The sequence below is a fragment of the Pseudomonas paeninsulae genome, from assembly GCF_035621475.1.
GTDB classification, from domain to species: domain Bacteria; phylum Pseudomonadota; class Gammaproteobacteria; order Pseudomonadales; family Pseudomonadaceae; genus Aquipseudomonas; species Aquipseudomonas paeninsulae.
This window is the reverse complement of the sequence record NZ_CP141799.1, coordinates 1,174,194-1,199,663: the sequence shown is the minus strand read 5'-3', so window position 1 is coordinate 1,199,663 and position 25,470 is coordinate 1,174,194. Positions and strand designations below refer to the sequence as shown.

The 25,470-nt window shown below is 61.0% G+C and carries 23 protein-coding genes and 3 pseudogenes; 15 read left to right on the top strand and 11 right to left on the bottom strand.

Annotation, left to right across the window (positions count from 1 at the left end; all coding sequences use genetic code 11):
* Positions 1-189: 189 nt before the first annotated feature.
* On the bottom strand, positions 190-1,089 hold the full coding sequence (locus VCJ09_RS05485) for a DMT family transporter (protein ID WP_324733458.1): 900 nt from the start codon (positions 1,087-1,089) through the stop codon (positions 190-192).
* A 268-nt stretch (positions 1,090-1,357) separates the two neighbouring features.
* On the opposite strand from VCJ09_RS05485, the gene VCJ09_RS05480 reads away from it, so the two are divergent.
* Together VCJ09_RS05480 and VCJ09_RS05475 are read left to right on the top strand one after the other, a co-directional pair.
* Positions 1,358-1,846 carry an outer membrane lipoprotein gene (locus tag VCJ09_RS05480; RefSeq protein WP_324733457.1) on the top strand — a complete coding sequence of 163 codons (489 nt, stop codon included), beginning with the start codon at positions 1,358-1,360 and terminating at the stop codon, positions 1,844-1,846.
* A gap of 174 nt (positions 1,847-2,020) precedes the next feature.
* A complete protein-coding gene (locus tag VCJ09_RS05475; RefSeq protein WP_324733456.1) occupies positions 2,021-2,491 on the top strand; it encodes a hemerythrin domain-containing protein in 471 nt (156 codons plus the stop codon).
* Between the two features lie 306 nt (positions 2,492-2,797).
* On the opposite strand, the gene VCJ09_RS05470 is transcribed toward VCJ09_RS05475, so the two are convergent.
* Positions 2,798-3,277, bottom strand: a complete 480-nt coding sequence (locus tag VCJ09_RS05470) for a VOC family protein (protein WP_324733455.1) — start codon at positions 3,275-3,277, stop codon at positions 2,798-2,800.
* Between the two features lie 185 nt (positions 3,278-3,462).
* The gene (locus VCJ09_RS05465) at positions 3,463-4,083 is read right to left on the bottom strand and encodes an FMN-dependent NADH-azoreductase (RefSeq protein ID WP_324733454.1); all 621 of its coding nucleotides are present in this window, start codon (positions 4,081-4,083) and stop codon (positions 3,463-3,465) included.
* Between the two features lie 151 nt (positions 4,084-4,234).
* Here VCJ09_RS05465 and VCJ09_RS05460 point away from each other — a divergent pair, with 151 nt between their 5' ends.
* Positions 4,235-5,134: a LysR family transcriptional regulator gene (locus VCJ09_RS05460; protein WP_324733453.1), complete on the top strand. Its 900-nt coding sequence runs from the start codon at positions 4,235-4,237 to the stop codon at positions 5,132-5,134.
* 118 nt (positions 5,135-5,252) lie between these two features.
* On the opposite strand, the pseudogene VCJ09_RS05455 reads toward VCJ09_RS05460, so the two are convergent.
* Positions 5,253-5,747, bottom strand: a pseudogene (locus tag VCJ09_RS05455) (transposase); the annotation flags it as partial.
* A gap of 51 nt (positions 5,748-5,798) precedes the next feature.
* The gene (locus VCJ09_RS05450; RefSeq protein ID WP_324733452.1) at positions 5,799-6,905 is read right to left on the bottom strand and encodes an alcohol dehydrogenase family protein; all 1,107 of its coding nucleotides are present in this window, start codon (positions 6,903-6,905) and stop codon (positions 5,799-5,801) included.
* A 179-nt stretch (positions 6,906-7,084) separates the two neighbouring features.
* On the opposite strand from VCJ09_RS05450, the gene VCJ09_RS05445 reads away from it, so the two are divergent.
* The gene (locus tag VCJ09_RS05445; RefSeq protein ID WP_324733451.1) at positions 7,085-7,954 is read left to right on the top strand and encodes a LysR family transcriptional regulator; all 870 of its coding nucleotides are present in this window, start codon (positions 7,085-7,087) and stop codon (positions 7,952-7,954) included.
* A 409-nt stretch (positions 7,955-8,363) separates the two neighbouring features.
* On the opposite strand, the gene VCJ09_RS05440 is transcribed toward VCJ09_RS05445, so the two are convergent.
* On the bottom strand, positions 8,364-8,984 hold the full coding sequence (locus VCJ09_RS05440) for a cell wall hydrolase (protein ID WP_324733450.1): 621 nt from the start codon (positions 8,982-8,984) through the stop codon (positions 8,364-8,366).
* A gap of 579 nt (positions 8,985-9,563) precedes the next feature.
* Here VCJ09_RS05440 and VCJ09_RS05435 point away from each other — a divergent pair.
* The 3 genes from VCJ09_RS05435 (at position 9,564) to VCJ09_RS05425 (ending at position 14,497) form a co-directional block, all read left to right on the top strand.
* Entirely contained in the window at positions 9,564-10,439 is an 876-nt protein-coding gene (locus VCJ09_RS05435) for an AraC family transcriptional regulator (protein WP_324733449.1), read from the top strand.
* A 210-nt stretch (positions 10,440-10,649) separates the two neighbouring features.
* Positions 10,650-13,283, top strand: coding sequence for a DEAD/DEAH box helicase (locus VCJ09_RS05430; protein WP_324734601.1), 2,634 nt, complete (start codon positions 10,650-10,652; stop codon positions 13,281-13,283).
* A gap of 158 nt (positions 13,284-13,441) precedes the next feature.
* The gene (locus tag VCJ09_RS05425; RefSeq protein ID WP_324733448.1) at positions 13,442-14,497 is read left to right on the top strand and encodes an Lnb N-terminal periplasmic domain-containing protein; all 1,056 of its coding nucleotides are present in this window, start codon (positions 13,442-13,444) and stop codon (positions 14,495-14,497) included.
* Between the two features lie 118 nt (positions 14,498-14,615).
* Here the strand turns inward: VCJ09_RS05425 and VCJ09_RS05420 are convergent, their stop codons facing one another.
* Positions 14,616-15,119, bottom strand: coding sequence for a phosphate-starvation-inducible protein PsiE (locus VCJ09_RS05420; RefSeq protein ID WP_324733447.1), 504 nt, complete (start codon positions 15,117-15,119; stop codon positions 14,616-14,618).
* Between the two features lie 250 nt (positions 15,120-15,369).
* Between VCJ09_RS05420 and VCJ09_RS05415 the strand changes: the two genes are divergently transcribed.
* The 3 genes and pseudogenes from VCJ09_RS05415 to VCJ09_RS05405 all read left to right on the top strand — a co-directional run bounded on the left by VCJ09_RS05415 (position 15,370) and on the right by VCJ09_RS05405 (position 17,410).
* Positions 15,370-15,546 carry a hypothetical protein gene (locus VCJ09_RS05415; protein WP_324733446.1) on the top strand — a complete coding sequence of 59 codons (177 nt, stop codon included), beginning with the start codon at positions 15,370-15,372 and terminating at the stop codon, positions 15,544-15,546.
* A 348-nt stretch (positions 15,547-15,894) separates the two neighbouring features.
* Positions 15,895-16,155, top strand: a complete 261-nt coding sequence (locus tag VCJ09_RS05410) for a YebG family protein (RefSeq protein WP_324733445.1) — start codon at positions 15,895-15,897, stop codon at positions 16,153-16,155.
* A 221-nt stretch (positions 16,156-16,376) separates the two neighbouring features.
* Positions 16,377-17,410, top strand: a pseudogene (locus VCJ09_RS05405) (IS110 family RNA-guided transposase).
* Positions 17,411-18,227: 817 nt separating this feature from the next.
* Here the strand turns inward: VCJ09_RS05405 and VCJ09_RS05400 are convergent.
* Complete coding sequence (locus VCJ09_RS05400; RefSeq protein ID WP_324733444.1) at positions 18,228-18,524, bottom strand: ArsR/SmtB family transcription factor; 297 nt, start codon at positions 18,522-18,524, stop codon at positions 18,228-18,230.
* Between the two features lie 106 nt (positions 18,525-18,630).
* On the opposite strand from VCJ09_RS05400, the gene soxC reads away from it, so the two are divergent.
* Positions 18,631-19,914: a sulfite dehydrogenase gene (gene soxC, locus VCJ09_RS05395; RefSeq protein ID WP_324733443.1), complete on the top strand. Its 1,284-nt coding sequence runs from the start codon at positions 18,631-18,633 to the stop codon at positions 19,912-19,914.
* On the top strand, positions 19,907-20,467 hold the full coding sequence (locus tag VCJ09_RS05390; RefSeq protein ID WP_324733442.1) for a c-type cytochrome: 561 nt from the start codon (positions 19,907-19,909) through the stop codon (positions 20,465-20,467). The genes soxC and VCJ09_RS05390 overlap by 8 nt, the downstream gene beginning before the upstream one ends.
* Positions 20,468-20,542: 75 nt before the next feature.
* Here VCJ09_RS05390 and VCJ09_RS05385 read toward each other — a convergent pair.
* Both VCJ09_RS05385 and folD read right to left on the bottom strand, forming a co-directional pair.
* A pseudogene (locus VCJ09_RS05385) lies at positions 20,543-21,184 on the bottom strand (2-oxo acid dehydrogenase subunit E2); the annotation flags it as partial.
* 60 nt (positions 21,185-21,244) lie between these two features.
* Entirely contained in the window at positions 21,245-22,159 is a 915-nt protein-coding gene (gene folD / locus VCJ09_RS05380; RefSeq protein WP_324733440.1) for a bifunctional methylenetetrahydrofolate dehydrogenase/methenyltetrahydrofolate cyclohydrolase FolD, read from the bottom strand.
* Between the two features lie 336 nt (positions 22,160-22,495).
* Here folD and VCJ09_RS05375 point away from each other — a divergent pair, with 336 nt between their 5' ends.
* The 3 genes from VCJ09_RS05375 to VCJ09_RS05365 all read left to right on the top strand — a co-directional run bounded on the left by VCJ09_RS05375 (position 22,496) and on the right by VCJ09_RS05365 (position 24,326).
* Positions 22,496-22,780, top strand: a complete 285-nt coding sequence (locus VCJ09_RS05375) for a hypothetical protein (RefSeq protein ID WP_324733439.1) — start codon at positions 22,496-22,498, stop codon at positions 22,778-22,780.
* 84 nt (positions 22,781-22,864) lie between these two features.
* On the top strand, positions 22,865-22,993 hold the full coding sequence (locus VCJ09_RS05370; protein ID WP_324733438.1) for a hypothetical protein: 129 nt from the start codon (positions 22,865-22,867) through the stop codon (positions 22,991-22,993).
* A gap of 202 nt (positions 22,994-23,195) precedes the next feature.
* Positions 23,196-24,326 (top strand): aminotransferase class V-fold PLP-dependent enzyme, encoded by a 1,131-nt coding sequence (locus VCJ09_RS05365; RefSeq protein ID WP_324733437.1) that lies wholly within the window; start codon positions 23,196-23,198, stop codon positions 24,324-24,326.
* Between the two features lie 30 nt (positions 24,327-24,356).
* Here the strand turns inward: VCJ09_RS05365 and VCJ09_RS05360 are convergent, their stop codons facing one another.
* Complete coding sequence (locus VCJ09_RS05360) at positions 24,357-25,466, bottom strand: dihydrolipoamide acetyltransferase family protein (protein ID WP_324733436.1); 1,110 nt, start codon at positions 25,464-25,466, stop codon at positions 24,357-24,359.
* Positions 25,467-25,470 lie beyond the last annotated feature (4 nt).

Genomic DNA, 25,470 nt, shown 5'->3' with positions numbered 1-25,470 from the left:
AGTGTCGCGTCACAGATCATTTGTCGTGGCGTCCCATGCGCCCTTAGCCATCGGCTTCTTGTAGGAGCCGGCCATGCCGGCGATTCGCACGCATGGCGTGCTCCTACAGGTTTGCGACAGTTGAACCCTGTCGTGACACTAGGGTGCGCCGCGCGCACCGGCTGTAATGACCCAGCGCCCCCTACCGCTTCAGCCCGCAGCCCGCGCCAGCTGCGGCACCGCTTTCGGCTTGCGAAACACCAGCACGTTGCCGAGCATCACCAACACCAGGCCGAACAATGCCGGCGCGGTCCACTGGTAACCCTCGACGAACACCGAGATGTTCAGCGCCACCACCGGGAACAGCACGGTGCAGTAAGCCGCCCGCTCCGGCCCCATGCGCCCGACTAGGGTCAGGTAGGCGGTGAAGCCGATCACCGAACCGGGAATCGCCAGGTACAACAGCGAACCGACGTAGCGCGTGCTCCACTCGAAACCGAACGGCGTGCCGTTGACCAGGCAGATCGCCACCAGCATCAAGGCGCCGTAAAGCATGCCCCAGGCGTTGGTGGTCAGTGGCTTGAGGCCGGCCTTCTGCTGCATGCTGGAGAGCAGATTGCCGGCGGAAAAACACAGGGTGCCAATCAGCGACAAGCCGATGCCCAATAGGGTTTCCCGGCTGGCCGCATGCCCCGCCAATTCGGGCCAGAACAGCAAGCCGAGGCCCGCCAGCCCCAGGGCGCCACCGGCCAGGACATTGGCGGCGATCTTCTGCTTGAAGAACAGCCGCGCGTTCAGCGCATTCCACAAGGTTGCCGTGGAGAAAATCACCGCAACCAACCCGCTGGGGATCCACTGACTGGCGGTGTAGAAACACAGGAAATTGATGCAGAACAGGCACAGGCCCTGGAGCAGGCAGATCACCTGGCCACGTCTATCGAGCGTCTGCAGGCGGCCGCTGAGCAGCAACACGGCAAACAGCACCGCCGCCGCCAGGGCAAAGCGATAGGCAATCGAGGCGGCAATCGCCACCTCGCCCATCTGCAGCTTGATGGCGATCCAGGTGGTGCCCCAGATCAGCACGGTCAACAGGTATAGCGACAGGTTCATCGGACGACTCCCAGTGGATGGCGCCAGTCTGCGCCGCGCCTGCTGTCGGCACTTGCATAAAGTTGCGGGTTTTGAGCATCAGCAGAAACACTTGCTCCACTCTATCGGCACTGACCAACTGCATGTGTGCTGGCGCACCGACCGGGAATGGCATTGCGCACAGTCTGAATCGAGGACTGGGGCTCGCGGTCAAACCGGACTTTTCCCTCCTGGCGAGGTCCATATGGGAGAGATTGCCGGCAACAGGCACCACAAGAGGAAACTGCTTATGACCACGATGAAGAAATTCGGCCCCATGCTCGGGTTCGCCGGTGTTCTTGCGCTCAGTGCCTGCACGCCCACCAACCCGCCCACCACGACCAACTACCCGCAGGGCGGGTATCAGAATAGCCCGACACCAGGAGGCATCTATTCCGGCTACGGCCGAGTGGAGTCGATTGACAGCACCCCGCAGGACTACCAGGGCGTCGGTGGAACCGGCTTCGGCCTGGGCTCCGTGGCTGGCGCGGTGATCGGCGGCGTAGCGGGCAACCAGGTGGGTTCTGGCAGAGGCAACACGGCGGCGACAATCGCCGGGGCAGCCGGCGGTGCTTATATAGGCCACCAAATTGAGAAACGCAAACAGGCCGAGAACGCCTACAGAGTCACCGTGCGCATGGAAAACGGCTCCTATCAAACCCTGACCCAGCCAAGCATCGGCGACCTCAGGGTCGGCGACCGCGTGCGCATCGAGAATGGTGCCCTGCAGCGCTACTAGTCAGCCGACTTGGTCAGTTCGAATAGTCAATTTCGGCGCCTGAGGTCCTGATACGGCGTTGCCGCTCCTCGCCCCAGAGCCTCAGGTATCTGAACATCAGGATTTGTCCGGAGGGATGCGTACTGTCCTATGCTTGATTAAAAGCATCAGGACAGTGACCTGTGAGGATTGAACATGCACCCCTTGTTAGAGGAACTTCACCACTATCACCAGACTATTTCCGCCACCATCGACCAGATGACAAAACCACTCGGAAAACTCGAAAAAGATGCCTGCGACGCGACTGATCGTCAGCAACTTTTTGCGCTACTGGAGTCTCTGCATGGTGAGGCCGAAACCCGCCACCACCAGAACGAAGAACTTATTGGCCGCCTGTTATTAACCACCCTTGCCCCCGTGCATCCGCGCGTACTGGATATAGAGCGCGACCATCAGGGTTTTGCGCGCATTGCCAGCCAGCTCAAGGCGCTCGAGCACTCAAGCCTTACGCCCAAAGAAACAGCCACCTTCATCAAGGATTACATTGAAAAATATTATGACCACCTGGACAGCGAGGAAAATATCCTCTTCCCCCTGGCGGATAAATGGCTAAGCGACAACCAATGGCAGGCAATCAAACAGCAGTGGCAGAAACCCGGGTCGTAGGGCGGCTTCGGAGCGAAGCGACAACCCGCCAGCTTTGTGCCGCGCCGGTGAACCAATGGTGTACAGCCTGCGGCGAGTGCCCCCATCGGGATCGATATCCCGGTAGCGGTCTGACATGGGTGAATCCTGTGACGATCAGAGTATTCGCTCGACCCTGCCCGAAGCCCGGATGAATGACACGACTGTCGAGCGTGCGAGCTGCGACACTTGCCTGAACGTGCGCTTTCTCGACGGCATAGCTGGCAGATCGCCGGGCGCGCAGTAGCATGGTGTGAAGCGGACGTTAATGACGTCCGGCTGTACTGGTTAAGCCTTCAACGCAGCTTCGATCGTAGCGATGTCGATCTTTCTCATGTTCATCATGGTTTCAAACGCGCGCTTGGCCGCCGCTCGATCAGAATTGGCTATCGCGGCCGTCAATGCGCGTGGCGTGATCTGCCACGACAGTCCCCATTTGTCCTTGCACCAACCGCATGCGCTTTCCTCGCCTCCGTTTTCGACAATCGCGCGCCACAAGCGGTCCGTTTCGGCTTGGTCGTCAGTGGCAACCTGGAACGAGAAAGCCTCGTTATGCTTGAAGACTGGCCCTCCGTTCAGTCCGAGACAGGGGATGCCCATCACCGAGAAATCAACCGTCAGGACATCGCCCTGCTTGCCCGCAGGATAGTCGCCAGGCGCGCGATGGACTGCTCCTACCGCGCTGTCTGGGAACGTCTTGGCGTAGAACGTCGCAGCGTCCAACGCGGTGCCGTCGTACCAGAGGCAAATCGTATTTTTGCTGATCATCTTGGCTCTCCAAGATTGGGACTGACCCGTGGATTCTAGCCTCGAAGGTAGCCTGGAGCGGCAGCAGAGCATTCTTGCGGCCTGCTATCGACCCAATATAGCTGCCGTTGGCGAAAGGCAGAAACCGGCCAAAAACGGACTTTCGAAGTTGGAACGTAATCTGAATCTTTTTTGCTCCTGCTGCGTTATATGTACTGGCTTGCCCGTTCGATCTGATCATCAAATCTGCTCAAAAATTCGTCGCGTCCTACTTCACCAAGATCCACCGCTTTGGCGCCTCCTGCAGCGATGAACGTAACGTCGGATATTCCAATGACGTTCAAAATAAGTCGCAGATATTGAGTGGCGATGTCACGATCCTGAATTGGTGAGCCTTCGGTATAAATGCCGCCAGAGGCTAGGAGCACGGTCGCTTTCTTGCCAAGTACAAGGCCTTTGCCATCATGGCCTAGAGTCATGCCCTTGCGCACGATGTGATCTACCCAAGCTTTGAGAGCGGCTGGAATGTTGTAGTTGTAGACAGGTGTTGCGATCACCAAATGGTCAGCTGCAAGCAGCTCTGCCACAAGGTCGTTGGAGAGCTGAAGTATCTCTTTCATTGCGGTCGAATGTTGATCAGGCGGCGTAAAGTAAGCCTGCAGCCACGACTCATTGACGAAAGGAAGTTTGCTGCTCATCAGTTCGCGCTGAACTACCACGCCAGCAGGATGAGCCGTTTGCCACGCCTTAACAAAACGATGGGTAAGGTTACGAGAAATAGAAAAATCGCCTCGTGGGCTAGTCTCGATAACAAGAAGTGTCGACATGGGAAAATCTCCTGATGGGTTGCGAGGATTGCAAGCCGAAAGCGGGCTTTGGGTTGCGGGATTCAGCCGCGGTCCACACAATCTAAGTTATTCGAACCTTCACTAGGAGTGATTAAAATATGATGATATCTATCTGTTTAAGTGATTGAGCATGATTGGAAGTCTTAGCCTCGATCAGCTTCGCGTCCTCGTGACGATCGCCGACACGGGTAGCTTCTCGGCTACGGGTCGTGAGTTGCGACGCGTACAATCCGCCATAAGTCAGTCAGTAGCGACGCTTGAAAACATGCAGGGGGTCCAGCTCTTCGACCGTAGTGGCCACCGACCCCGCCTCACTGATATTGGCCGTGTTCTGGTCGCCCAAGCGAGGCTGGTGCTGGCAAGTGCCTCACAGTTTGAAGCGATTGCTGCCAGTACTCATGCGGGCATCGAGCCGGAGCTGGCTTTGGCAATTGATCCTCTAGTGCCGACCGCGCCGCTCATTGAAAGCCTGCGCGCGCTACGTGAAACCTTTACGCACTTAACGGTTACGTTCTCAACCGAAGGTCTGGGCGGCGCGGAGCGGCGAATTCGCAGCGGCGATGCGGCGCTGGCGCTTTGTTTGCTGCTTCCAGCAGTGCCGAATGATATTGCAGCCTTTCCGCTGCTAGCTGTTGGCCTCACGCCAGTTGTTTCTGCACAGCATCCGCTTGCGTTGCTTGATCGTGCTGTAACGCGTGGAGACCTGGAGCAATTTGTACAACTGGTACTCTCGGATCCAGTTGATTTTGACGGCCCTAACTATGGCTTGGCGGGCGGAGCTCTATGGCGATTTGCCGATTTGGGTCGACGACTGGATTTCCTGCTCGCAGGGTTTGGATGGTGCCGAATGCCAGAGCATTTGATCGTAGATCATATTGCAGCAGGGCGACTCGTACCGCTTAAGCTTGCCTTGGAACTCACCAGCTCCCCCAGCATCGTTACCATCTATGCGGCGCACATGGAAAACCGCCAACTGGGAGTTGCGGGGCGGTGGTTACTGGATGATCTGACAACTCGCTTATCTGCGTGACGCACTTTCTGCCAGATGAGAGGGGAACGGGGGCAGAGAAGAAACGGCGCAGATTTATTTAACGCGCTTTATCAATGGGGTCAGTGATCAATGAGGTCAGTGTCATTGATTTTCCTGATTATGTCCCTATCTCAGCCAGCGCCGTGATGTCCCTTCTGGAACAAGGAGTTGCCCGCATGACTGCAATGGCTAAGCGAGGCACCATCGCCGCCAGATCGTACCGTCGATTGAACCGGTACTGCGCATCGGCCAGATAACGCGGTGCGTATTTGGCAAATTTGAAGGCGTGATGGGTGCCACTCAAAGACGTCTTTAGGTTGCCAAGCAAGACATTCAACCACCGATACGGCTCAATCTCTGTGCTCGCTTTGCCTTTCGAGGCCATTATCACTTCATGCTGAAAGCCTAACTGCTGCAGTACCGAAAACCCCGCTAAACCATCTGAGATCACATGACTCCCTGGGGCCAGCGCCTGCATCGCCCAAGGTGTCAGTGCCGCGAAGGAAAAGCCTGCTACGGCATCAAAACGTACGCGATGCGGACGGCCTTCATGCACCTCCACTGCCGCCACAAATAAATCCGTCCCGTTTTTTCCGGCCTCTTGCGCTTGCGACCGGCGGCCCGAAGCTGCCCTTGAAAAAGCCCGTTTCGGCCAGTGTTGTCTCTAAACTTCAGCGGGCGGGACCAGCACCAGCTTGCCGATGAACTGCTTGGCCATGAATTCCTGCTGGGCTAGCACGATATCCGCCAAGGGGTAGGTCTTCGCCACCAAGGGGCGGATTTCGCCGCGTTCGATGTATCCGACCAGGTTTTCGAACACCAGGCGCGGCTGGTAGGTGCAGCCAAAAAAGCTGAGGTCTTTGAGGTAAAGCGTGCGTACGTCCAGTTCGACCAGCGGTCCGGCAATGGCGCCCGCAACGGCATAGCGTCCACCGCGACACAACAGCTTGAGCAGTACGGGCCACTGCGGACCGGCAACCAGATCAACCACGACCTCCAGGCTGTCGCTGCCCAGCTCGGCAAGGAGGTCCGCGCTGCGAGAGATAACTTGATCAGCGCCCAGCTGTTGCAGCTGCTCGATCTTTTCCGCACCGCAGATAGCGATTACATAGGCGCCGCGCCGTTTGGCCAGTTGTACTGCCGCAGAGCCCACGCCACCGGAGGCGCCGGTGATCAGCACGCGCTCGCCGGCCTTGAGCCCGACACGTTCGAGCATGTTTTCGGCGGTTGAGTAGGCGCAAGGGAAGGACGCCAGCTCGACATCACTGAGCGCGCAATCCACCGGAAAGCTTTCGCTGGCTCTCACAGTGCAGTACTGGGCGAAGCCGCCATCGCGCTCGGAGCCGAAGGTTATGCAGTTGAAAGCGTCGGTTGTATCCGGCGATTGCTGCATGGGGCGCACGATGACTCGCTCGCCTATCCGTGCGGGGTCGACATTCGCCCCGACGGCAACGATCGTGCCGCAACAGTCGGCGCCCTGGATACGCGGCAATTGCAGCGTTCCTCCCGACCAGGTGGCATCAGCTTCCTCGACCGTGGCAAAGCCATGCGAGCCACCGCTGTTGGTGTCTCCGCTGACGCCTTTGGAGTACCAGCCGATGCGGGTGTTGATGTCGGTGTTGTTGAGCGCGGCGGCACCGACCTTGATCAGTACCTCGCCGTCTGCCGGGTGCGGAACTGGCAAATTCTCCTGGTAATGCAGCTTGTCTAGTCCGCCGTAGCCGACCATCTGCACGCCAGCCATGGTTTGTGGAAGCTTGTGAGGGTTCATATCGTTCTCCGCCGTTGCGCCCGAATTCAGGGCGGGTAGTAATGAGATCAAGCGATCACTTGATGGCTACCTTAAGGGCATCATGATGTTCATTCAAACGAATTAACGTGGCCATATAATTCAATTAATATGAACTACATGTAATAATCGGATTCCGAACTTTACGAACAGGTGCTGCCATGGAGCCCTTGCTGGATCTGGAATTGCTGCGGACTTTTGCCGCCGTGGTCAAGGCGGGGGAGTTGAAAAAGGCCGCCGGAACACTCTTCCGCTCCCAGGCGGCAGTGAGCATGCAGCTCAAAAGGCTTGAGGAGCAGCTTGGCAAACGTTTGCTTGAACGTAATAACCAGGGCATCACCCTGACCCGGGATGGTGAAACCTTGCTCGGTTATACCGAGCAGCTATTGCGCCTGAGCAACGCTACCCTGACGGCGTTGGATCAGAGGCAGCTGACCGGCAAGATACGCTTCGGCATTTCCACTGATTACGCTCAGGACTTTTTGATTCACTTCATGCCGATCCTGCTGCGCGAGTTGCCGCACCTTGATGCCCGTATCACTTGCGATCGCAGCCGCAATCTGCGCAAGCTGGTAGCGCGGGGTGATCTGGACGTAGCGATAGTCGCCGGTGAAGCAGACAGCGAGGGCGAGGAATTGCTCTGGTCCGAGCGGCTTATCTGGGCCGCCGCGATAAGCTTTCGCCTGGACGAGCATGACAAGCTGCCAGTCGCGTTATACGAGGACGATTGCATCGTGCGTGAGCTGTGTCTGGCGGACCTCAAGCGCTCCGGCATCACCTATCAAAAGGTCTTCAGCAGTCCGGTGATGGAGAATATCGCTGCTGCGGTGCAGGCTGGAATGGCCGTGTCTCTGCTGCCGGAGTCGCTGCTCAAGCCCGGGCAGACACGACCTTTACCGAGGCAGCTGCTCAACAGCGATGTCATCATGAAGATGAACCTGATTCGTTCTCCGCTTATCGCCACGCCCATACTCGAGAAACTGGCCGACTGTTTGCGCGAGGCTGGCGGGAGGCTAAACCGCAAAGGCTGAAGACAGTGCCCCGTGCGTCTGAGCAAAAACAAGTCATCAGGGGATGGGCGCCAAGAGCGATGTGAATCGCCACTTGCTATGCAGCTAGGTTCAAGCAGTGGCTGCTGGCCGATCCCTGCCTGTCTCGACCGACGGCATCCGACCGATTCTGTTGAAAAAGTCGGCAAAACTAATGGGGTCGGAGTGAATTGATAATTTCATAGTCGCCACTGGCTGCTTCGGGTCCAGGCTGTGTGAAAACGTTTTTGAGCGCTATGGGTGCCCAAAATAGGACTGAAAACTCGTTTCTACGTAAAATCTAGGTCTGCTAATCAGCGGGTAGATTTCAGATTTCGCATAGAAGCTCGAACTACAATTTTTGCTCAGGGTTTTCACACAGCCTCGGTCGAAACCGGACATTCACGATTGCCTATCGCGCCGCCTCGTCATGGGGCCTATAGAAAAGAAAATTCCGGGTTTCGGCCGTCTTGATGTATGCCTTCGCCCAGGCAGGCTTCACACTCCTGTCGTGAAAATACAGAGCGCCATGGGATCGGTCCGTGAGCTGCTTGTTGAGTGCCTTTCGCGCGACTTCCTTGGCAAGGGCGTACTGGTCGTCTTCCTTTGCCTGATCCGTACGCCCGTCACACCACCACGAAAACTGGCAGGCGTGCTTTTCAGAATCTTGCTTGACCACCGCGCACACCGTGTCAGGAAAGCCTTCATGGCCCAGCCGGTTGATGACCACGCTGGCGACGGCTTCCATCTCGACAACCGCCCCTCCTTTGGCTTCCCAGTAGATGCTGCGTGCAAGACAGGTGATTGCATCGTCCAGAGGCGCTGCGCCTGCGGGATCGACCGCCTGCGCTTCGGAGGTGGTGATGGCCTCGGATTTGGGGGCAGGTGTCTCGCTGCCCTTCTCCACCACTTTCTGTTCCAGGACCTGCGCCTTGCCTTCAGCTGCTTCCTTTTTTTGCTCCTGGTCAGTCGCCAATACCTGACTGCACAGAAAGGTGATTGCGAAACAGGTGGCTACCCATTTAAATCGCATGATCGACCCTTCTGCTGATACTGGTTTGAGCAATGAAACGGCGACGTTGTAGCGCTAATTTGACTTGATTGTAGTCGCCATACGTCATTCCAGCCGCCGCACCGGGGGCACGCACACAGGGTTCAGCATCTACGATCAACAGGGCTTTGGTTGACCGAGTTGCCCTGTACATGCGGGCAGGTTTTACGCGCATGTCCATCAGCCATATCGGCCCCTGAGCAGTGCCATCCATCTGAAGGTCCGCTCCTGGCCCAGGCTGTGGAAAAACGCGCCGATGTTTTGAGGGCTGGCCTGCTACGTGAAACCTGCCAGCGTGAGGCTAATCAGCAGACGCGGAATTTGCGTAGAGGCGCGATTTTCGTACTGACTCTGCCCCACAAACCTGCTCAAAAACGTTTTTACACAGCCTCGGTCGAACGCAGATTTTCGTGACCGGTCGCTCCTGGCCGCTCCATGTCATCCAAGCAAAACATGGCCACTGCCACTAATCCCCCTCTTGCCTGAACTTGCGCTTTTTTCGGCGGCGTAGCTGGCAGATCGCCGCGACCGCGGTAGCATGGCGCGGAAGAGGAAATACCCATGTCACAGCTCGAGCAAAGCCAGGTCTTTCAGGTCATGGCCAGTTCACCCAATTCCAGGCTGTTGCACAGCGCCGAGCTGGGCGATGGCTTGGCCGCGGCGCTGTGGAGCAACTGCCACGATACTCGCGACTACCAGGCGCCGAGCCACCACACCCTGTCCTGCTACCTGGCGGGCGGCACCGGCACCTTTCGCCGCGAGCGCCCCGAGAGCAAGGGCGCACCGGACAAGTTGTGCATCCTGCCGGCCGGGCATCAGTCGGCCTGGGTGATCAACGGCGAGATCAATCTTGCCCACCTGTATGTCAGCCAGGAGCAATTTGCCCTCGGCGCCGTGCGTCTGCTCGACCGCGAGCCGCGCGAACTGCAACTGCGCGAAGCCACCTTCCTCGACGACCCGCAGCAGGCCCAGCGTTTTCGTCAGCTGAGCCGACTGAACTGGCTGGAGCCTGGCGAGCGCCTGCTGACCAGCAGCCTGGCCCACGCCCTGCTCAGCCATGCCTTGCTGTCTCAGGTTGGCCGGCGCGATGGCCTGCGTCTGACCGGCGGGCTGGCGCCGGCGCAACGGCGGCGGCTGCGCGAATACATCGAGGAGCATCTAGCCGAGCCGCTGAGCCTGGGTCAGCTGGCCGGGCTCTGTGCGTTATCCGAGTACCACTTCGCCCGGATGTTTCACCTGAGCGTCGGCCTGCCGCCACACCGTTATCTGCTGGCGCGCCGCCTCGAACGCGCCCGGCAGTTGCTGCACAGCAGCCACCTGCCGCTGGGCGAGATCGCCCTGGCCTGCGGTTTTGCCAGCGCCAGCCATTTCAGCAACCGCTTTCGCCAAGCCTTTGCCGCGACACCAGGCCAGTACCGCATGGCGTTCGGCGCCTAACCGGCTGCCGTTTGCCGGGAGACGGCGTACTGCTGCGCGAGTACGCCCGACCCGCCGCCTGACAGGCTGCGGGGCCGCTTGCCTGGCCGGCGCTGGCTAGATTGCGCAAGCGCCTGCTAATCCAGCGCCAGCTGTGCCAGAATCATCGGCTTTGCACCCACCCGGCATTGCCATGTCCAGACTCGCCCCCACTGCCGCTGATTTGCCATGATGGCCCTGGATGTTCTGCATCTGCGCCAGGCCGACTGGCGCCCGGCATTCCGCGCCAGGGACTTCACCCGTGGGCTCGGCTATGCCGAGCAGGGCCGCAGCACCCTGCTCAGCCTCAAGGGCGAGACCCTGCTGGCCAGCTGTCGCGGCTCGGGCGCGCAGACTTACCAGCAGCGCATCAACCTGCAGTCCTTCCCCCAGGGCTGGAGCGTCAACGGCCAGTGCAGCTGCCCGGTGGGGTTCAACTGCAAGCACGTGGTCGCCGCCCTACTGACCCTGGAGCGCCAGCAACTGGCGGGTATCGACCTCAGCCCGCTGATAGAGACCCCGGCAGATGTCGTCGAACAGCGCCTGGAGGGCACCCCGCCGCAACCCGTACTGATGCTCGGCAGCCACGTGCGGGTGCATTTCGATGCGCGCAAGGCACGCATGCTCGAGCAGACCCAGCACCGCGCCGCTCTGGCCTTCGATTACCAGGGCCAGCTGGCCTATGGCAAACCGGCGAAGGACCTGCTGGTGCGGCAGAGTCCGAGCCTGACCCTGCGCATCATCCGCGACGCCGCTGCCGAGGCGGCGCTGCGCCAGCGCCTGGAAGACGCCGGCCTGCAGGTCGCCCTGCGCCAGAGCGAGGCCCTCGCCGAGCATCCCGGCGAACACTTCGAGCTGCCCGGCGAGACGGCCTGGTTAGGTTTCGTCCAGCAGCAATTGCCGCTGCTGCGCGCGCAGGGTTGGCGGATCGAGCTGCAAGCGGATTTCCGCTACAACCTGGCGCAGGTCGACGACTGGTACGCGGCAATCGAAGAGACGCCCGGGCACGACTGGTTTGACCTGGAACTGGGGATCGAAGTCGAAGGCCGGCGCATCAGCCTGTTGCCGATCCTGCTGCAGGCGATTCGCCACAAACCCTGGCTGCTCAATGGCGACGCCCTGGCCCAGCGCCAGGATGAAGAAATGCTGCTGGTCAGCCTACCGCAGAGCAACAAGCACATCGCCCTGCCCTTCGCCCGCCTCAAGCCCTTGCTGGCCACCCTGGGCGAACTGTTTTTCCGCGAGTCGGGCGAATCCAGCCAGCGTTTACGCCTGCCACGCGCCGACGCCGCTCGCCTGAGCGAACTGGAGCAAGGCCCGGCGCTGAACTGGCAGGGTGGCGAGCAGCTCCGCGGCTTTGCCCAGCGCCTGCAGGCGCACACCGTGCAGGAGGTCAACCCGCCAGCGGATTTGCAGGCCACCCTGCGCCCCTATCAACTGCATGGCCTGGCCTGGATGCAGGCGCTTGGCGAACTGGAAATCGGCGGGGTGTTGGCCGACGATATGGGCCTGGGCAAGACCCTGCAGACCCTGGCGCATATCCTCAGTGAGAAACAAGCCGGGCGCCTGGACCGGCCGGCGCTGATCGTCATGCCCACCAGCCTGATCCCCAACTGGCAGGACGAAGCCGCGCACTTCACCCCGCAGCTCAAGGTGCTGGCTCTGTACGGGGCAAAACGCCGCCCGCTGTTCCAGTTGATCGGCGATCACGACATCGTCCTGACTACCTACGCCCTGTTGCCGCGCGACCTCAAGGCGCTGGCGGCGCAGCCGTATCACCTGCTGATTCTCGACGAAGCGCAGAACATCAAGAACCCGCGCAGCAAGGCCGCACAGGCTGCCGGGCAATTGCAGGCACGCCAACGCCTGTGCCTGACGGGTACCCCACTGGAAAACCACCTGGGTGAACTCTGGTCGCTGTTCAACTTCCTCATGCCCGGCTGGCTCGGCGACAGCAAGAGCTTCACCCGCGACTACCGCACCCCCATCGAGAAGCAGGCCAATCAGCAGCGCCTGGCGCACCTGCGCGGGCGGATCAAACCCTTCGTGCTGCGCCGCACCAAGGAACAAGTGGCGCGCGAGCTGCCGCCCAAGACCGAGGTGACCCACTGGATCGAACTGACCGCCGCCCAGCGCGACCGCTACGAAACCCTGCGCCTGGCGATGGACAAGAAGGTCCGCGATGAAGTCGCTCGCCAGGGTCTGGCCCGCAGCCAGATCGTGATCCTCGAAGCGCTGTTGCGCCTGCGTCAGGCCTGCTGCGATTTACGCCTGCTCGGCGATGACAATGCACAACTGAAAAGCAGCGACTCGGGCAAACTCAGCGCCTTGCTGGAGATGCTCGTAGAGCTGGTCGAGGAAGGCCGCAAGGTGCTGCTGTTCTCCCAATTCACCTCGATGCTGGCGCTGATCGAAACCGAGCTGCAGGCACGCCGGATCGGCTACACCAAGCTCACCGGCAGCACCCAGGATCGGCGCACCCCGGTGCAGCAGTTCCAGGCCGGACAGTTCCCGGTGTTCCTGATCAGCCTGAAAGCCGGCGGCGCCGGCCTCAACCTCACCGCCGCCGACACCGTGATCCACTTCGATCCGTGGTGGAACCCTGCCGCCGAGGCCCAGGCCAGTGACCGCGCCTACCGCATAGGCCAGGACAAGCCGGTGTTCGTCTACAAATTGATCGCCCGCGGCAGCGTCGAAGAAAAGATCCAGCACCTGCAACAGGCCAAGGCCAACCTGGCGCGCGGCCTGCTGGAGGGCGGCAGCCAGGAGCAGTGGCAGATGAGCGAAGATGACCTGGCTGGGCTGTTCGCACCCTTGAGCGACTGATACCCGCCGCTAAAGCATGACCTTTGCGGACGGCTGCAGCGTGGCCGCTGATGACCTGCAGCAGCGGCAAAACTGACGAGCGATCACGCTCGCGGCGCAGCCCGCATGTACGCAGGTGTGCTATATGCCCTTCAACGCACCATCAACAGGCGCCCGCCATGAGAAAACCCCTGAGCCGCTACGCCATTACTGTCATTCGGCTACTGCTAGGTTTGCTGATTGCACTGGCCGGTGGCTGGGGCGTGTTGCTCATCATCTTTGCCGGGCCGCCAGACGCGCTGCTGCGCTACAGCCTGGCTGGCGCAGTTGCCGTCGTCTCGCTGGCCGCCTTGATTGCCTTGGGTCGGCGCCGCTGGCGCTGGCGCACCCTGGCAATCTATCTCGTTCAGTTCGCCGGCCTGCTGGTCTGCTGGTACCGCCTCGAACCCTCCAACCAGCGCGACTGGCAGGCGGACGTGGCGGTGCTGCCTTATGCGACCATCGAGGGCGACCTGGTTACCGTGCACAACATCCGCAACTTCGACTACCGCAGCGAGACCGACTTCACGCCGGCCTGGTACGACAAACGTTTCGACCTGGCCAAGCTACAAGGGGTGGATCTGGTCACGTCCTACTGGATGGGCCCGACCATCGCCCATGTGTTTCTCAGCTTCGACTTTGGCGACGGCGATCACCTGGCCATGTCGATCGAGACGCGCAAGGAAAAGGGCGAGAGCTTCTCCACCCTCAAGGGTTTCTTTCGTCAGTATGAGCTGTATTACGTGGTGGCCGACGAGCGCGACGTGATCCGGCTACGTACCAACTATCGGCGCAACCCGCCCGAACAGGTCTACCTCTACAAGCTGCATGCCCCCATCGAGCAAGGCCGCCAGTTGTTCCTGGAGTACATGCAGCGCATCAACGCGCTGCATCAGCAACCCGAGTTCTACAACAGCCTGACCACCAACTGCACCACCGGCATGTGGCTAAATTCTCGCGTCAACCCGCAGCACCTAGGGTTCGACTGGAGAATAATCGCCAGCGGCTATGTACCGCAGCTGCTCTACCGGCACGGCTTGCTCGACAGCGCCGGCTTGTCGTTCGCCGAGGTCAAGCGGCGGGCCCATATCAATACCCGCGCCCAGGCCGCGGACGGCGCCGCGGATTTCTCCAGGCGCATCCGCACGGACGACTCGACGCAGCCCGTCGGCATGACCGAGCAGGCGCAGCACTAGCGGCCGAGTAAGCCGGCGCATTGCCCGCCTACTGCTCACCCCCTGCCAAGCTTCCCCCTGAGGGGCTTGAGCAGAGGCGCTGCGAGTCGAATCACCCTATCTAGCGGCTGCTCGCCGCTCAATCGTCGCCCTGGACATCATCTTTTTCCGCCGCTTCATCGGCAGGATTGGTTCTTTTGCGCGGACCCAAGCTCTGCACCGAGGGGAACCGTGCGGAGGCGTAGCGCACCACCAAAATCGCCAGCGCCAGCAACAGGATCGCCCCGGAAACCATCACCACGCCTATGTCCGGGCGATGATGGTGCGAGACATCGGAAATCAGCAGCCGGGTCAACGCGGTGATCGCCACATAGATCAAAAAGCGGATCGGCATGTGGTTGGTCTTGAAGTAGATCCCGACCATCGCGCCCAGTTCGAGGTAGATGAACAGCAGCAGGATGTCATCGACCGTGATATGCCCCTTGTCGAGCATGCCGATAAAAGCCACTACCGCGGCCCAGGCCGTGACCGCGCCAATGGCAAACAACGCCAGGTAATGAAAGGTCTCCACCAGCAGGTTGCCTAACGATTCAGCCAAGTCATGCATGTGTTCGCGCAGGCTCTCGGCCCAATTCATTTTCACCTGTTGATCTCCCGGGATAGCGTCGAGCAGCGATGATACAGCGCCACCATGACATTCCGGTATGCAGGAACAAGACCAGCACGCTGCGCCCCGCCGGCACACCACTCGCCAGCGGGTAACTTAGCCATGGGTCACTGAGCGACAACGTCGTACGTACTGGAGCAAAACAACCATTCCACGCCTAACCGCTGAACGGACCCTGGCCAGCGCCGCGCAACCTGCCAAGCCCGAGGCGGTGATCGAGTTCGACATGGACAGCACGCAGGCCCTGGCACGCCGGCAGAAAATCTTCGCCGACCCGGCCCACGCCAAACTCAGGGTCGCAGGCGCACACATGCCCTTCCCCGGCATCGGCCATGTACGCGACGAAGGCAGCGGCTATGCCTGGGTGCCAGGCGAATTTGGCCCCATCCGCAACGACCGATAGTTATGGCTATGTATCAGTTAGATGTTGAGACTGGCCGCAGTCTCGTGGGAGCGGCTTTAGCCGCGAAGTTTTGTTGGCGTATCGACGATTTTCGCGGATAAATCCGCTCCCACAAACGCCCTGTATCTCTTGCAACACCTAACAGGGACATAGCCTAGTTATTTGCCATGCCGCCTGGCGACTATGTCCAGGCAGTGCATCCGCATGTGGCTGCCTGCATTCGATGACTTTCCAACGCCATGACACAGTTGCCGCTGTTCAAATGGGTTAGAGTTCTTTATGCTCGCAACCACTGTATAAATAAACAGCTTATAGCAATCCAATAGCGTGAAGGCGTAGAGGTGATGAATGGCCGTCGAAGTGGTGTACCGCAGCAGTCGGGATCTGGAGCGTTTATTTATGGATAAGGCCGAAGCCGATCGTCATGACAAGATGCTCGAACTGGCCGAGCTGCTCACCGAGGTGTTGCAGAAGGCCGTGCCCTCGCTGAATGAGCAACAAGGCGAAGAGCTGGGTATTTACATGGCGAAGAACCGCGAGATCTTCGCCAAGGCCTTCAAGAACCAGCCGGATGCATTGAGCGAACTGGGCCAAGCCGCGGCCGAATAACGACGACTGTCATGGGAGCGAGGGCGATGCCAAGGCCCTTGCCCGCAAACGCTTATCTTCCCAAGCATCGCGGGCAAGGCCCTCTCTCATCAAACTAAAAATAACTCGTTGTTTTATATATATAAATTTAATCAGCACGGAACCCTTAATGAAATGGTTACCCCCGCCTACCCGGTGATCGTGCATTACGCTTCACCGGGTACCTATTGGAGACCATTGCCATGAAACCTGCAGCGATTGTCAGCATTGATTTGGGAAAACAGACCTTCCACGTAGTCGCTCATGATGAGCATGGGCACGAGCTTCATCGTAAGAAGCTCAGCCGCAAGACATACCCCAAGTACTTTACCAACCTTCCAACCTTCCACCCTGCATCGTGGCAATGGAAGCCTGTGGCGGGTCGCATTTCATGGCCCGAGAGATGGTCAGGTTCGGGCATCAGCCCAAGCTGATCGCGGCTCAACACGTGCGACCCTACGTCAAAAGCAACAAAAACGACTACGCCGACGCTGAGGCTATTTGCGAGGCGGCGGGCCGTCCCAGCATGCGCTTTGTGGCGCCCAAGTCCGAGGCGCAGCAGTCGCTCGCGATGCTCGGTGCAGTGCGTGAAAGTTACATCAAGGACCGCACTGCTACTTCCAACCGCATCCATTCGATGTGCCTGGAGGTCGGCATCGGCCTGTCTCCCGGATACAAATCGATCAGGGAATTGCCTGTTGTGCTTGAAGATTGCACCTTTCATCCGGCCATCAAGTCGCTGCTGATGGAGCTGCACAGCCACTTCATCTACCTGGACCAGAAGCTCAAGGTCATGGATCGACAGGTCGAATGCCAAGCCGCTGAAGATGACCTGGCTCATCGTTTGATGACGATCCCCTGCGTTGGCCCGGTCATCTCCACCGCCCTGGCTGCGGAGTTGGGCGATGGTCGTCAATTCAAGTGCGGGCGGGACTACGCCGCCTCGATAGGGCTTGTGCCCAAACAGCACACTACCGGCGGCAAGCCGGTGCTGCTGGGTATCAGCAAACGAGGAGATCGAAATCAGCGACGACTGCTGATCCAGTGCGCTCGGGTCTACCTGATAAACCTGGAGCGACAAAAAGGCCAGTTGGCAGACTGGGTCCGCCAACTGTTAAGCAGCCATCACGCCAACAAGGTAGCGTGTGCGCTGGCCAACAAGATAGCGCGTATCGCCTGGGCGATAGCCGCAAACCACAGCGAATATGATGCAGGGCCAAGCGCGATGAACGCCTGACCCTGCTGTCACCCAAGCACCACCCACCTGGTTTTGCGATGCTGGATAACTGATGACGTGAACGGCCAACCGGCCCGACGAAGACCCTGGGCTCCTACGAGGCTTCTTGAAGCCGTCCCCCTATAAAGGATCGTCGGGCGCGATTTTCATCAAGGCGCGGGCATACACCCAGACGCCGGATAGATTGACGCAAGCCAAACACGCATCGCATTCAGTATTGCAGAAAAGGGGGTAACCATAGATGTAGGAGCCAGCTTGCTGGCGATCTTTGTAGATCAAAAGCATCGCCAGCAAGCTGGCTCCTACACGGTTTGCTGCGCGACAGCGCCCCGTCGCAGACGGCGGGCAAACTCCTACCTATCAGCCAGACCGATGGGGCGTACTGCGTAGAGTGAAACCCGGGGCAGCTCATCGCCTGCCAAACCGCTCCCGGATTGCACCAAGGCCGTTGAAAAATGTAGCGAGCGAAGCGAAGTAACAGCCGAAGGCTGGCCCGCAGGGCGAGCGTAGCGAGTCAAAAACGCAGTTTACGTGGTGTAAATGAGCCCTTTATTCGCTTCGCTCATCTCTTCGGGGCCGCGCTGAAGCGCGTTCAATGCGTCGCTTTTGTGAGGCCGATTTCAACGCCGCATAGCCGAGCGCAGTAGTTTTTCAACGGCCGGCTAAAAGCAATGGCCGGCGCCGTTGTGCACCGCAGGGAATAGAGGGCCGCCCCAGGAATTACCCCAGACGCGCCCATTGGGCGCGTTAACCGAAGCCCGCCGATCCAAGGGGTTGCGGACAAGCCCACTCGAAAGGCATCGCCCTCCCTACCGCCTTAGACTTGCCGGTCGTCCTGGCAACATTCGGCCATGACGAACTGCAGAGCCTGCTGCAACCTCGCGAAGTCGATACGGTTAATAACCTCACGCCCGTCCCGTTCCTGGCGGAGCACGCCGGCCTGCACCATGGTGTTGAGGTGATGGGCGAGCGTCGAGCGCGGGATGCCGATACGCTCCTGCAGTTGGCCGAAGTTGAGTCCTTCCGGGCCGCTGCGCACCAGGGTGCGGAAGACTTGCAGGCGCACCGGATTACCCAGTGCCTCTAGGCAGAATGCGACGTCGTTGAGTTCCATGGGCCTAAGGATAGACAGACGTTCAAGCGCGTGCAACCATATAACTAGTTTTCTAGTTATATGGTTATTTAGCATTGGAGGCGGCGCCGCCGCCAGGGAGCCCGCCATGAACAAGTCAGCTCTGCACTTCGTCGCCGGCAACGGCCTGCTCGATCGCCGCGCCTTTCTCAAAAGTGGCTACGGCCTGACGATTGCCACGGCCATCGGCCTGTCTGCCACTGGCCGAATACTGGCAGAAACCGAGCCGGCCATGCCGCCCTGGATGACCAGCCTGGGCACTGTCGATACTGGCTACGGCAGTCCCTCGCCGCATGAAGGCCAGGTGCTGCGGCAGCTACAGCCGAGCACACCGCAGACAGCTGGTTTCAGCATCTGGCACTCACCGCTACAACACCAGCGCGGCATCATCACCCCCAACGGACTGCACTTCGCGGTTCACCACAACGGTATCCCGGCGATCGAGCCGGAGCGCCATCGCCTGCTAATCCATGGCCTGGTCGAACGGCCGCTGCAGTTCGATCTGCAACGACTGATGCGCTATCCCATGGTTTCGCGTATCCAGTTCCTCGAGTGCGCAGGCAACACCGCAGCCAACGCCCTCTCACCAACCGCCCTCGATGGCGACTGCCAGGCGCTGTTCGGCCAGGTCTCCGGCTCGGAGTGGACCGGCGTACCCTTGTCCTATTTGCTGCGCGAGGCCGGGGTGAAGCCCACGGCACGCTGGGTGATCTGCGAGGGCGCCGACGGCGGTTCGCACAGCCGCAGCCTGCCTCTGGCCAAACTGATGGACGACGCCATCATTGCCTTCTACCAGAACGGCGAGCGCCTGCGGCCCTCCCAGGGCTACCCGCTGCGGCTGTTCGTGCCGGGCTGGGAGGGCAATGTCAGCGTCAAGTGGCTGCATCGTCTGGAGGTCAGCGACAGCCCGGCCTTCAGCAAGGACGAATCGGGCCTCTATACCCGGGTTCTCAGCGACGGCGACATCCTCGCCTTTGGCTTCCCAATGGAGGTCAAGTCGGTGATCACCCACCCGTCCGGTCAACAGCTACTACCCGAACTCAAGGGCTTCTACGAGATATCCGGCCTGGCCTGGTCCGGCCGAGGACGGATCGCCAAGGTGGAGATCTCCGCCGATAACGGCCGTAGTTGGGCGGCGGCGCAGTTGCACGGTCCGGTGCTGGACAAATCACTGACCCGCTTCAGCATTCCCTGGCAGTGGACCGGCACCGCCACTACCCTGCTGAGCCGAGCCAGCGACGAGCACGGCAACACCCAGCCGACCCGCAGCGAATGGCGCAGCCGCTATGCGGCCCACTCGTTCAACCACTACAACGCCATCCAGGCCTGGCGGGTAGGACGTGACGGCGCCGTGGAGAACACCTATGCGTAGGCTCTGGTGCAGCGTCTGGCTGCTGCTCGCGCTCGACAGCGCCGCGGCAGCGCAACCGCAGATTGGCCTCGGCCAACCCTTGGCGCCGGAAACCATCCGGCGCTACGCCATTACGGTGTTCCCCGATGGCCGCGACCTGCCCCCCGGAGCGGGCAGCGTGGACACGGGGCGCAGGCTCTATGCCAGCCGCTGCGCGGGCTGCCACGGTGCCAAGGGACGCGAGGGACCGGCCGCGCGCCTGGTCGGCAGCGACGGTTTCTTCAGCCTCGACGACCCGCTGCGCATCCTGCGAATCCGCGACCAGCCGCTGTTACTCCTGTCGGTAGGTGGGCTATGGCCATACGCGACCACGATCTTCGACTACACCCGCCGGGCCATGCCGCACCATTCGCCCAAGAGCCTGAGCAGCGATCAGGTCTATGCCCTGACCGCCTATATCCTCTACCGCAATGGGTTGCTGGAGGAGACTGCCGTGCTCGACCGCGAGAGCCTGCCGCGGATCGAGATGCCCGGCCGCGCACGCCTGCGCTGGGCCGAGCAGATGCCGCAATGAGCGCCGCCGCGCTTTTCGTCCATGGCCCGACTCACGCCCATGGATGGGCCTACGCCTCTGCTTGACCACTGTGGCTCAGGCTTCGGCCTGTTCCTGCGCCTTGAGAAAACGCGCGGCCTCGCCACCGGTGAGCGCGCGGTGATCGACGGTCAGCGACAGCGGCAGGATGGGGTGCACCTGCACCTTGCCGTCCACCGCCACCGGCTCGTCGCGGATACCGCCAGCGCCGATGATCGCCACCTGCGGCGGCATGACCAGCGGATTGGCGTAACGGCCAAACAGGGTGCCAAAGTTGGACAGAGTCAGGGGCGCGCCCATCATTTCCTGCGGTGGAATCGAGCGCGCCTTGACGTCGGCGCGCAGACGCGCAATGCCTTCTTTCAAGTCTTCGGCGCTGCGTGCACCGACATTGCGCAGCACCGGCACGAACTGACCGTCCGCAGTATCCACGGCGATGCCCAGGTCGAGTTGCGCGTGGCGCTTGAGCGACAGGCCCTTGCCGTCGAACCAGCTATTGAGCACCGGTTCGACCTGGCAGGCGGCGGCGATGGCCTGGGCCAGGCGCACCAATGGATCCTGCGCCTGCGCCAAGCGATGCAGATCGGCGTCGCCGACAATGAACACCGGCACCACCTCGGCCTCGACAAGCGGCACAATATCGAGCGCACGGTCAGCACCCTCGCGTAAGCGCCGGGGCAGATAGCGCGCGCCTGAGCCGTTCACCCTGCCGCGCTGGATCTGCAATAACACCGCTACAGATCGATCACCACTCCGGCGTTATTGGCCCCGCGCCTTAGCGCGATGCTGGGCGGCGGTGAGGGTATTGCGTAGCAAACAGGCGACGGTCATCGGGCCAATACCTCCGGGTACCGGCGTCAGCGCGCCGGCGACGACAGACGCCGCGGCAAAGTCGACATCGCCGACCAGGCGCGCCTGGCCCTGGCCATCCTCGATGCGGTTGATCCCGACGTCCAGCACCGTCGCTCCGGGTTTGATGTGCTCGGCGCCGATCATCCCGGGCCGGCCCACCGCTACCACCAGAATATCGGCCTGACGACACTCTGCGACCAGGTTGCGGCTGCGCGAATGCACCGTGGTCACCGTGCAATGCGCATTCAACAGCAACTGCGCCATCGGTTTGCCGACGATATTCGAGCGCCCGACCACCACCGCCTTGAGTCCCGAGAGGTCACCGAGACGGTCCTGCAACAGCAGCAGGCATCCCAGCGGCGTGCAGGGCACCATGGCCGGCTGACCGCCACTCAGGCGACCGACGTTGTACGGATGAAAGCCGTCGACATCCTTGGCCGGGGCGATCGCCTCGATCACCGCCGTCTCGTTGATCGACGCCGGCAGGGGCAACTGCACCAGAATGGCATCGACCAGGTCATCGCGATTCAGCGCTTCGATCAAGGTCAGTAACTCGGCCTCACTGGTATCGGCTTCGAGCAGGTGGGGAAAAGACGCAATGCCCACCTCGGCCGCCTGACGCATCTTGGTCCGCACATACACCTGGCTGGCCGAATCGTTACCGACCAGCACCACCGCCAGCCCGGGCTGACGCCCGCGCACATCGGCAAACTCACGGGCATCGACTGCCACCTCGGCACGCAGTTTCTCGGCGAAAGCCTTGCCATCGATCCGCTCGGCCTGGGGCAGATCGTGGCGGGTGTCTTCTGCCAGTTTGCTCATCAGTGTTAGTCCTCGATATTGGAAAACCAGGGTAGGCGCCCCATGCTGAACTACCAGATGAAACCTGGGCAGCAACGGCCTGCTAGACCTGCGGCGCCAGCGCCTTACCCGTGCAGGTAATCGCTAGAAAATGGCCGCATAGACTACCGCACTGACCGCGACGATCTATGCCCAATCGAGCCGCGACACGACCTGCGGTATCCCGTTGCTGTCGATACCCTGGCAGATGCCTGCTGACTGCACCTTGAACATCCCAGCAAAGCACTAGGTCCGCAAGCAGAGGTCAAAACCAGTGATGCGTTTCCTGCACCGCCCCCATTACCAGGAGATTGATCGATGGTTACTCATTACAAGGTCGCGGGACATCTCGCCTGCGGCAGTCATGGCAGTCACCTCGCCTCCACCAATAAACTGACGGGCGTGAAATGTCGTAACTGCCGCAACACCGAGGTGTTCAAGGAGGCCAAAAAACACGCGCGAAACGCTGCGCGCCGTGCAGTTCGTCGAGCCAAGGCTGCTCATGTCTCGACTGACTGGCGCGCAGCTTGGCGAGATAAACTCACCGACATGCCAGGGCTGCAGCGACTCCCGAGAGGCTTTGGCGGTCAGCCCTACGTCTAGCAATGTGTAAGAAGAGTACTCAAGGGGGGGGCGCCCCCTTGAGCCTCGGAACACCACGGTACGCAGCCCATTCTGGAGCACCCGGTGAGACACGTGATAGTTCACAGCCCGAGCCAGCGCCTGAGCTTCCATGTCACGCCCGACCTGGGTCAGCCGCCGCGGATCATGGGCGCGGTCTACCGGCTCGACCATCTGCTCGATGATTACCCGTAATCGGCCTTCCTGCTCCGGCTTGTTTTCCTTGGTCACCGGCAGATGAATGTATTCGATGCCCTCATGCTCGGCCCTGCCACGTAGGCCTTCGTGATGGGAGACGATGGCAGTGATTGCGCGGGCTTGCTCGCCGGCAACCTTGTCATTTAGCCAGGCTTCGGGCAGGGTCATGACACCAGCAACCTTGCTCCTGGAGTCACTCATGTCAGCCCTGTACCCAAGTGTCGATCCCGATGGTCTGGTCGAATATTCAGTCGTCTACACCGACCGTTCCCTCAACCATATGTCGCAGTCGTTCCAGCGCGTGATGAATGACATATCCAGCACCCTGAAACAGGTCTACAACGCCCACGCAGTGGCGATAGTGCCCGGCAGCGGCACCTTCGGCATGGAAGCGGTGGCCCGGCAGCTGGCGACCGACAGGAAGTGCCTGGTGATCCGCAACGGCTGGTTCAGCTACCGCTGGACGCAGATATTCGACGCCGGCCAGATCCCGGCATCATCCCAGGTGCTGAAAGCCCGTCCAGTCGAAGCCGGCCGCCAAGCCGCCTTCGCCCCGCCACCGCTCGACGAGGTGCTGGCGAGCATTCGCGCGGAAAAGCCGCACCTGGTCTTCGCCGCCCATGTCGAAACCGCCTCGGGCATTCTTCTGCCTGACGACTACCTGCGCGCCGTCGCCGACGCCGTCCATGCGGTCGGCGGCCTGTTCGTGCTCGACTGCATCGCCTCGGGTACCCTCTGGGTCGACATGCAGGCCAGTGGCATCGATGTGCTGATCAGCGCACCGCAGAAAGGCTGGAGCGCGTCCCCCTGCTGCGCCCTGGTGATGCTCAGCCCACTGGCCTGCGCACGGGTCGACGAGACCCAAAGCAGCAGCTTCGCCTGCGACCTGAAAAAATGGCTGCAGATCATGCAAGCCTATGAACAGGGCGGCCATGCCTACCACGCGACCATGCCCTGCGATGCGCTGGCGCGCTTTCGCGATGTCATGCAGGAAACCGCAGGCTACGGCTTTGCCAAGGTTCGCGCCGAGCAGCAGGCGCTGGGCCAGCGGGTGCGCGCACTGTTGGCCGCCAAGGGCTTCAAGAGTGTCGCCGCAGCAGGCTTCGAGGCCCCCGGCGTGGTGGTCTGCTACACCGACGACGAGCAGATCAAGAACGGCAAGAAGTTCGCCGCCCTGGGCCTGCAAGCCGCCGCTGGGGTGCCCCTGCAATGTGATGAGCCGGCCGATTTCCAGACCTTCCGCATCGGCCTGTTTGGCCTTGAAAAGCTGAACAATATCGAGCGTACTGTCGAGATCCTCGAGCAGGCGCTGGACAAGATGCCGCGCTAAAGCGTGGGTCTAAGGGCTGTGCGGCCTGGATCAGCCCTCGACCTGTTCCAGTGCCTGCACCAGTGCCTTGAGAAAACGCGCGGCCTCGCCACCGGTGACCGCGCGGTGATCGAAGGTCAGCGACAGCGGCAGGATGGGGTGCACCAGCACCTTGCCGTCCACCGCCACCGGCTCGTCGCGGATACCGCCAGCGCCGATGATCGCCACCTGCGGCGGCATGACCACCGGATTGGCGTAACGGCCAAACAGGGTGCCGAAGTTGGACAGGGTGAGGGTCGCGCCCATCATTTCCTGCGGTGGAATCGAGCGCGCCTTGACGTCGGCGCGCAGACGCGCAATGCCTTCTTTCAAGTCTTCGGCGCTGCGTGCGCCGACATCACGCAGCACCGGCACGAACAGACCGTCCGCAGTATCCACGGCGATGCCCAGGTCAAGTTGCGCGTGGCGCTTGAGCGACAGGCCCTTGCCGTCGAACCAGCTATTGAGCACCGGTTCGACCTGGCAGGCGGCAGCGATGGCCTGGGCCAGGCGCACCAATGGATCGCGCGCCTGCGCCCAGCGGTGCAGATCGGCGTCGCCGGCGATGAACACCGGCACCACCTCGGCATGCGCTCGCGCCATGTTGATCGCCATGCTGCGCCGCACCCCACGCAGCTTGTCGCCGCCGAACTTGTCGCGGGCGGACTGGGTCGCGGCCTCGACATCGCCACGGGTAATCAGACCAGCGCTACCGGAACCGACCAGGCCACTCAGATCGACCCCCAGTTGGCGGGCCAGTTGACGCACCGCCGGGGTCGCGCGCGGCGCCAGATGCTCGCGGGTCGAAGGCGCGGCACCGACGCAGAAGCTGTCCGCCTGCGCCTCGCCACCACCTTCCAGACGGCCGACCACGGTGCCGGAATCGGCTTCGCCCTCGTAGGCCAGTAGCGGCTCGCCGACATGCAGGATGTCGCCCTCGGCGCCGAAGGTCTTGGCCACCACGCCGTCGTAGGGCGCGGGAATATCGACGATGGCCTTGGCGGTTTCCACCGAGACCAGCAACTGATCGGCCTTGACCTCCTCGCCGGCCTTGACGTGCCACTCGACGATTTCCGCTTCCTGCAGGCCTTCGCCGAGGTCGGGCAGTTTGAAATATTTCATCACC

What these genes read in the sequence shown, in the direction of transcription:
- VCJ09_RS05435 (WP_324733449.1), top strand. Translation starts at nt 9,564, where the DNA reads ATGTCACAGCTCGAGCAAAGCCAGGTCTTTCAGGTCATGGCCAGTTCA.
- VCJ09_RS05480 (WP_324733457.1), top strand. Translation starts at nt 1,358, where the DNA reads ATGACCACGATGAAGAAATTCGGCCCCATGCTCGGGTTCGCCGGTGTT.
- VCJ09_RS05390 (WP_324733442.1), top strand. Translation starts at nt 19,907, where the DNA reads ATGCGTAGGCTCTGGTGCAGCGTCTGGCTGCTGCTCGCGCTCGACAGC.
- VCJ09_RS05445 (WP_324733451.1), top strand. Translation starts at nt 7,085, where the DNA reads ATGGAGCCCTTGCTGGATCTGGAATTGCTGCGGACTTTTGCCGCCGTG.
- VCJ09_RS05375 (WP_324733439.1), top strand. Translation starts at nt 22,496, where the DNA reads ATGGTTACTCATTACAAGGTCGCGGGACATCTCGCCTGCGGCAGTCAT.
- soxC (WP_324733443.1), top strand. Translation starts at nt 18,631, where the DNA reads ATGAACAAGTCAGCTCTGCACTTCGTCGCCGGCAACGGCCTGCTCGAT.
- VCJ09_RS05475 (WP_324733456.1), top strand. Translation starts at nt 2,021, where the DNA reads ATGCACCCCTTGTTAGAGGAACTTCACCACTATCACCAGACTATTTCC.
- VCJ09_RS05465 (WP_324733454.1), bottom strand. Translation starts at nt 4,083, where the DNA reads ATGTCGACACTTCTTGTTATCGAGACTAGCCCACGAGGCGATTTTTCT.
- VCJ09_RS05450 (WP_324733452.1), bottom strand. Translation starts at nt 6,905, where the DNA reads ATGAACCCTCACAAGCTTCCACAAACCATGGCTGGCGTGCAGATGGTC.
- VCJ09_RS05410 (WP_324733445.1), top strand. Translation starts at nt 15,895, where the DNA reads ATGGCCGTCGAAGTGGTGTACCGCAGCAGTCGGGATCTGGAGCGTTTA.
- VCJ09_RS05460 (WP_324733453.1), top strand. Translation starts at nt 4,235, where the DNA reads ATGATTGGAAGTCTTAGCCTCGATCAGCTTCGCGTCCTCGTGACGATC.
- VCJ09_RS05365 (WP_324733437.1), top strand. Translation starts at nt 23,196, where the DNA reads ATGTCAGCCCTGTACCCAAGTGTCGATCCCGATGGTCTGGTCGAATAT.
- VCJ09_RS05415 (WP_324733446.1), top strand. Translation starts at nt 15,370, where the DNA reads ATGGACAGCACGCAGGCCCTGGCACGCCGGCAGAAAATCTTCGCCGAC.
- VCJ09_RS05485 (WP_324733458.1), bottom strand. Translation starts at nt 1,089, where the DNA reads ATGAACCTGTCGCTATACCTGTTGACCGTGCTGATCTGGGGCACCACC.
- VCJ09_RS05430 (WP_324734601.1), top strand. Translation starts at nt 10,650, where the DNA reads ATGGCCCTGGATGTTCTGCATCTGCGCCAGGCCGACTGGCGCCCGGCA.
- folD (WP_324733440.1), bottom strand. Translation starts at nt 22,159, where the DNA reads ATGAGCAAACTGGCAGAAGACACCCGCCACGATCTGCCCCAGGCCGAG.
- VCJ09_RS05440 (WP_324733450.1), bottom strand. Translation starts at nt 8,984, where the DNA reads ATGCGATTTAAATGGGTAGCCACCTGTTTCGCAATCACCTTTCTGTGC.
- VCJ09_RS05425 (WP_324733448.1), top strand. Translation starts at nt 13,442, where the DNA reads ATGAGAAAACCCCTGAGCCGCTACGCCATTACTGTCATTCGGCTACTG.
- VCJ09_RS05360 (WP_324733436.1), bottom strand. Translation starts at nt 25,466, where the DNA reads ATGAAATATTTCAAACTGCCCGACCTCGGCGAAGGCCTGCAGGAAGCG.
- VCJ09_RS05470 (WP_324733455.1), bottom strand. Translation starts at nt 3,277, where the DNA reads ATGATCAGCAAAAATACGATTTGCCTCTGGTACGACGGCACCGCGTTG.
- VCJ09_RS05400 (WP_324733444.1), bottom strand. Translation starts at nt 18,524, where the DNA reads ATGGAACTCAACGACGTCGCATTCTGCCTAGAGGCACTGGGTAATCCG.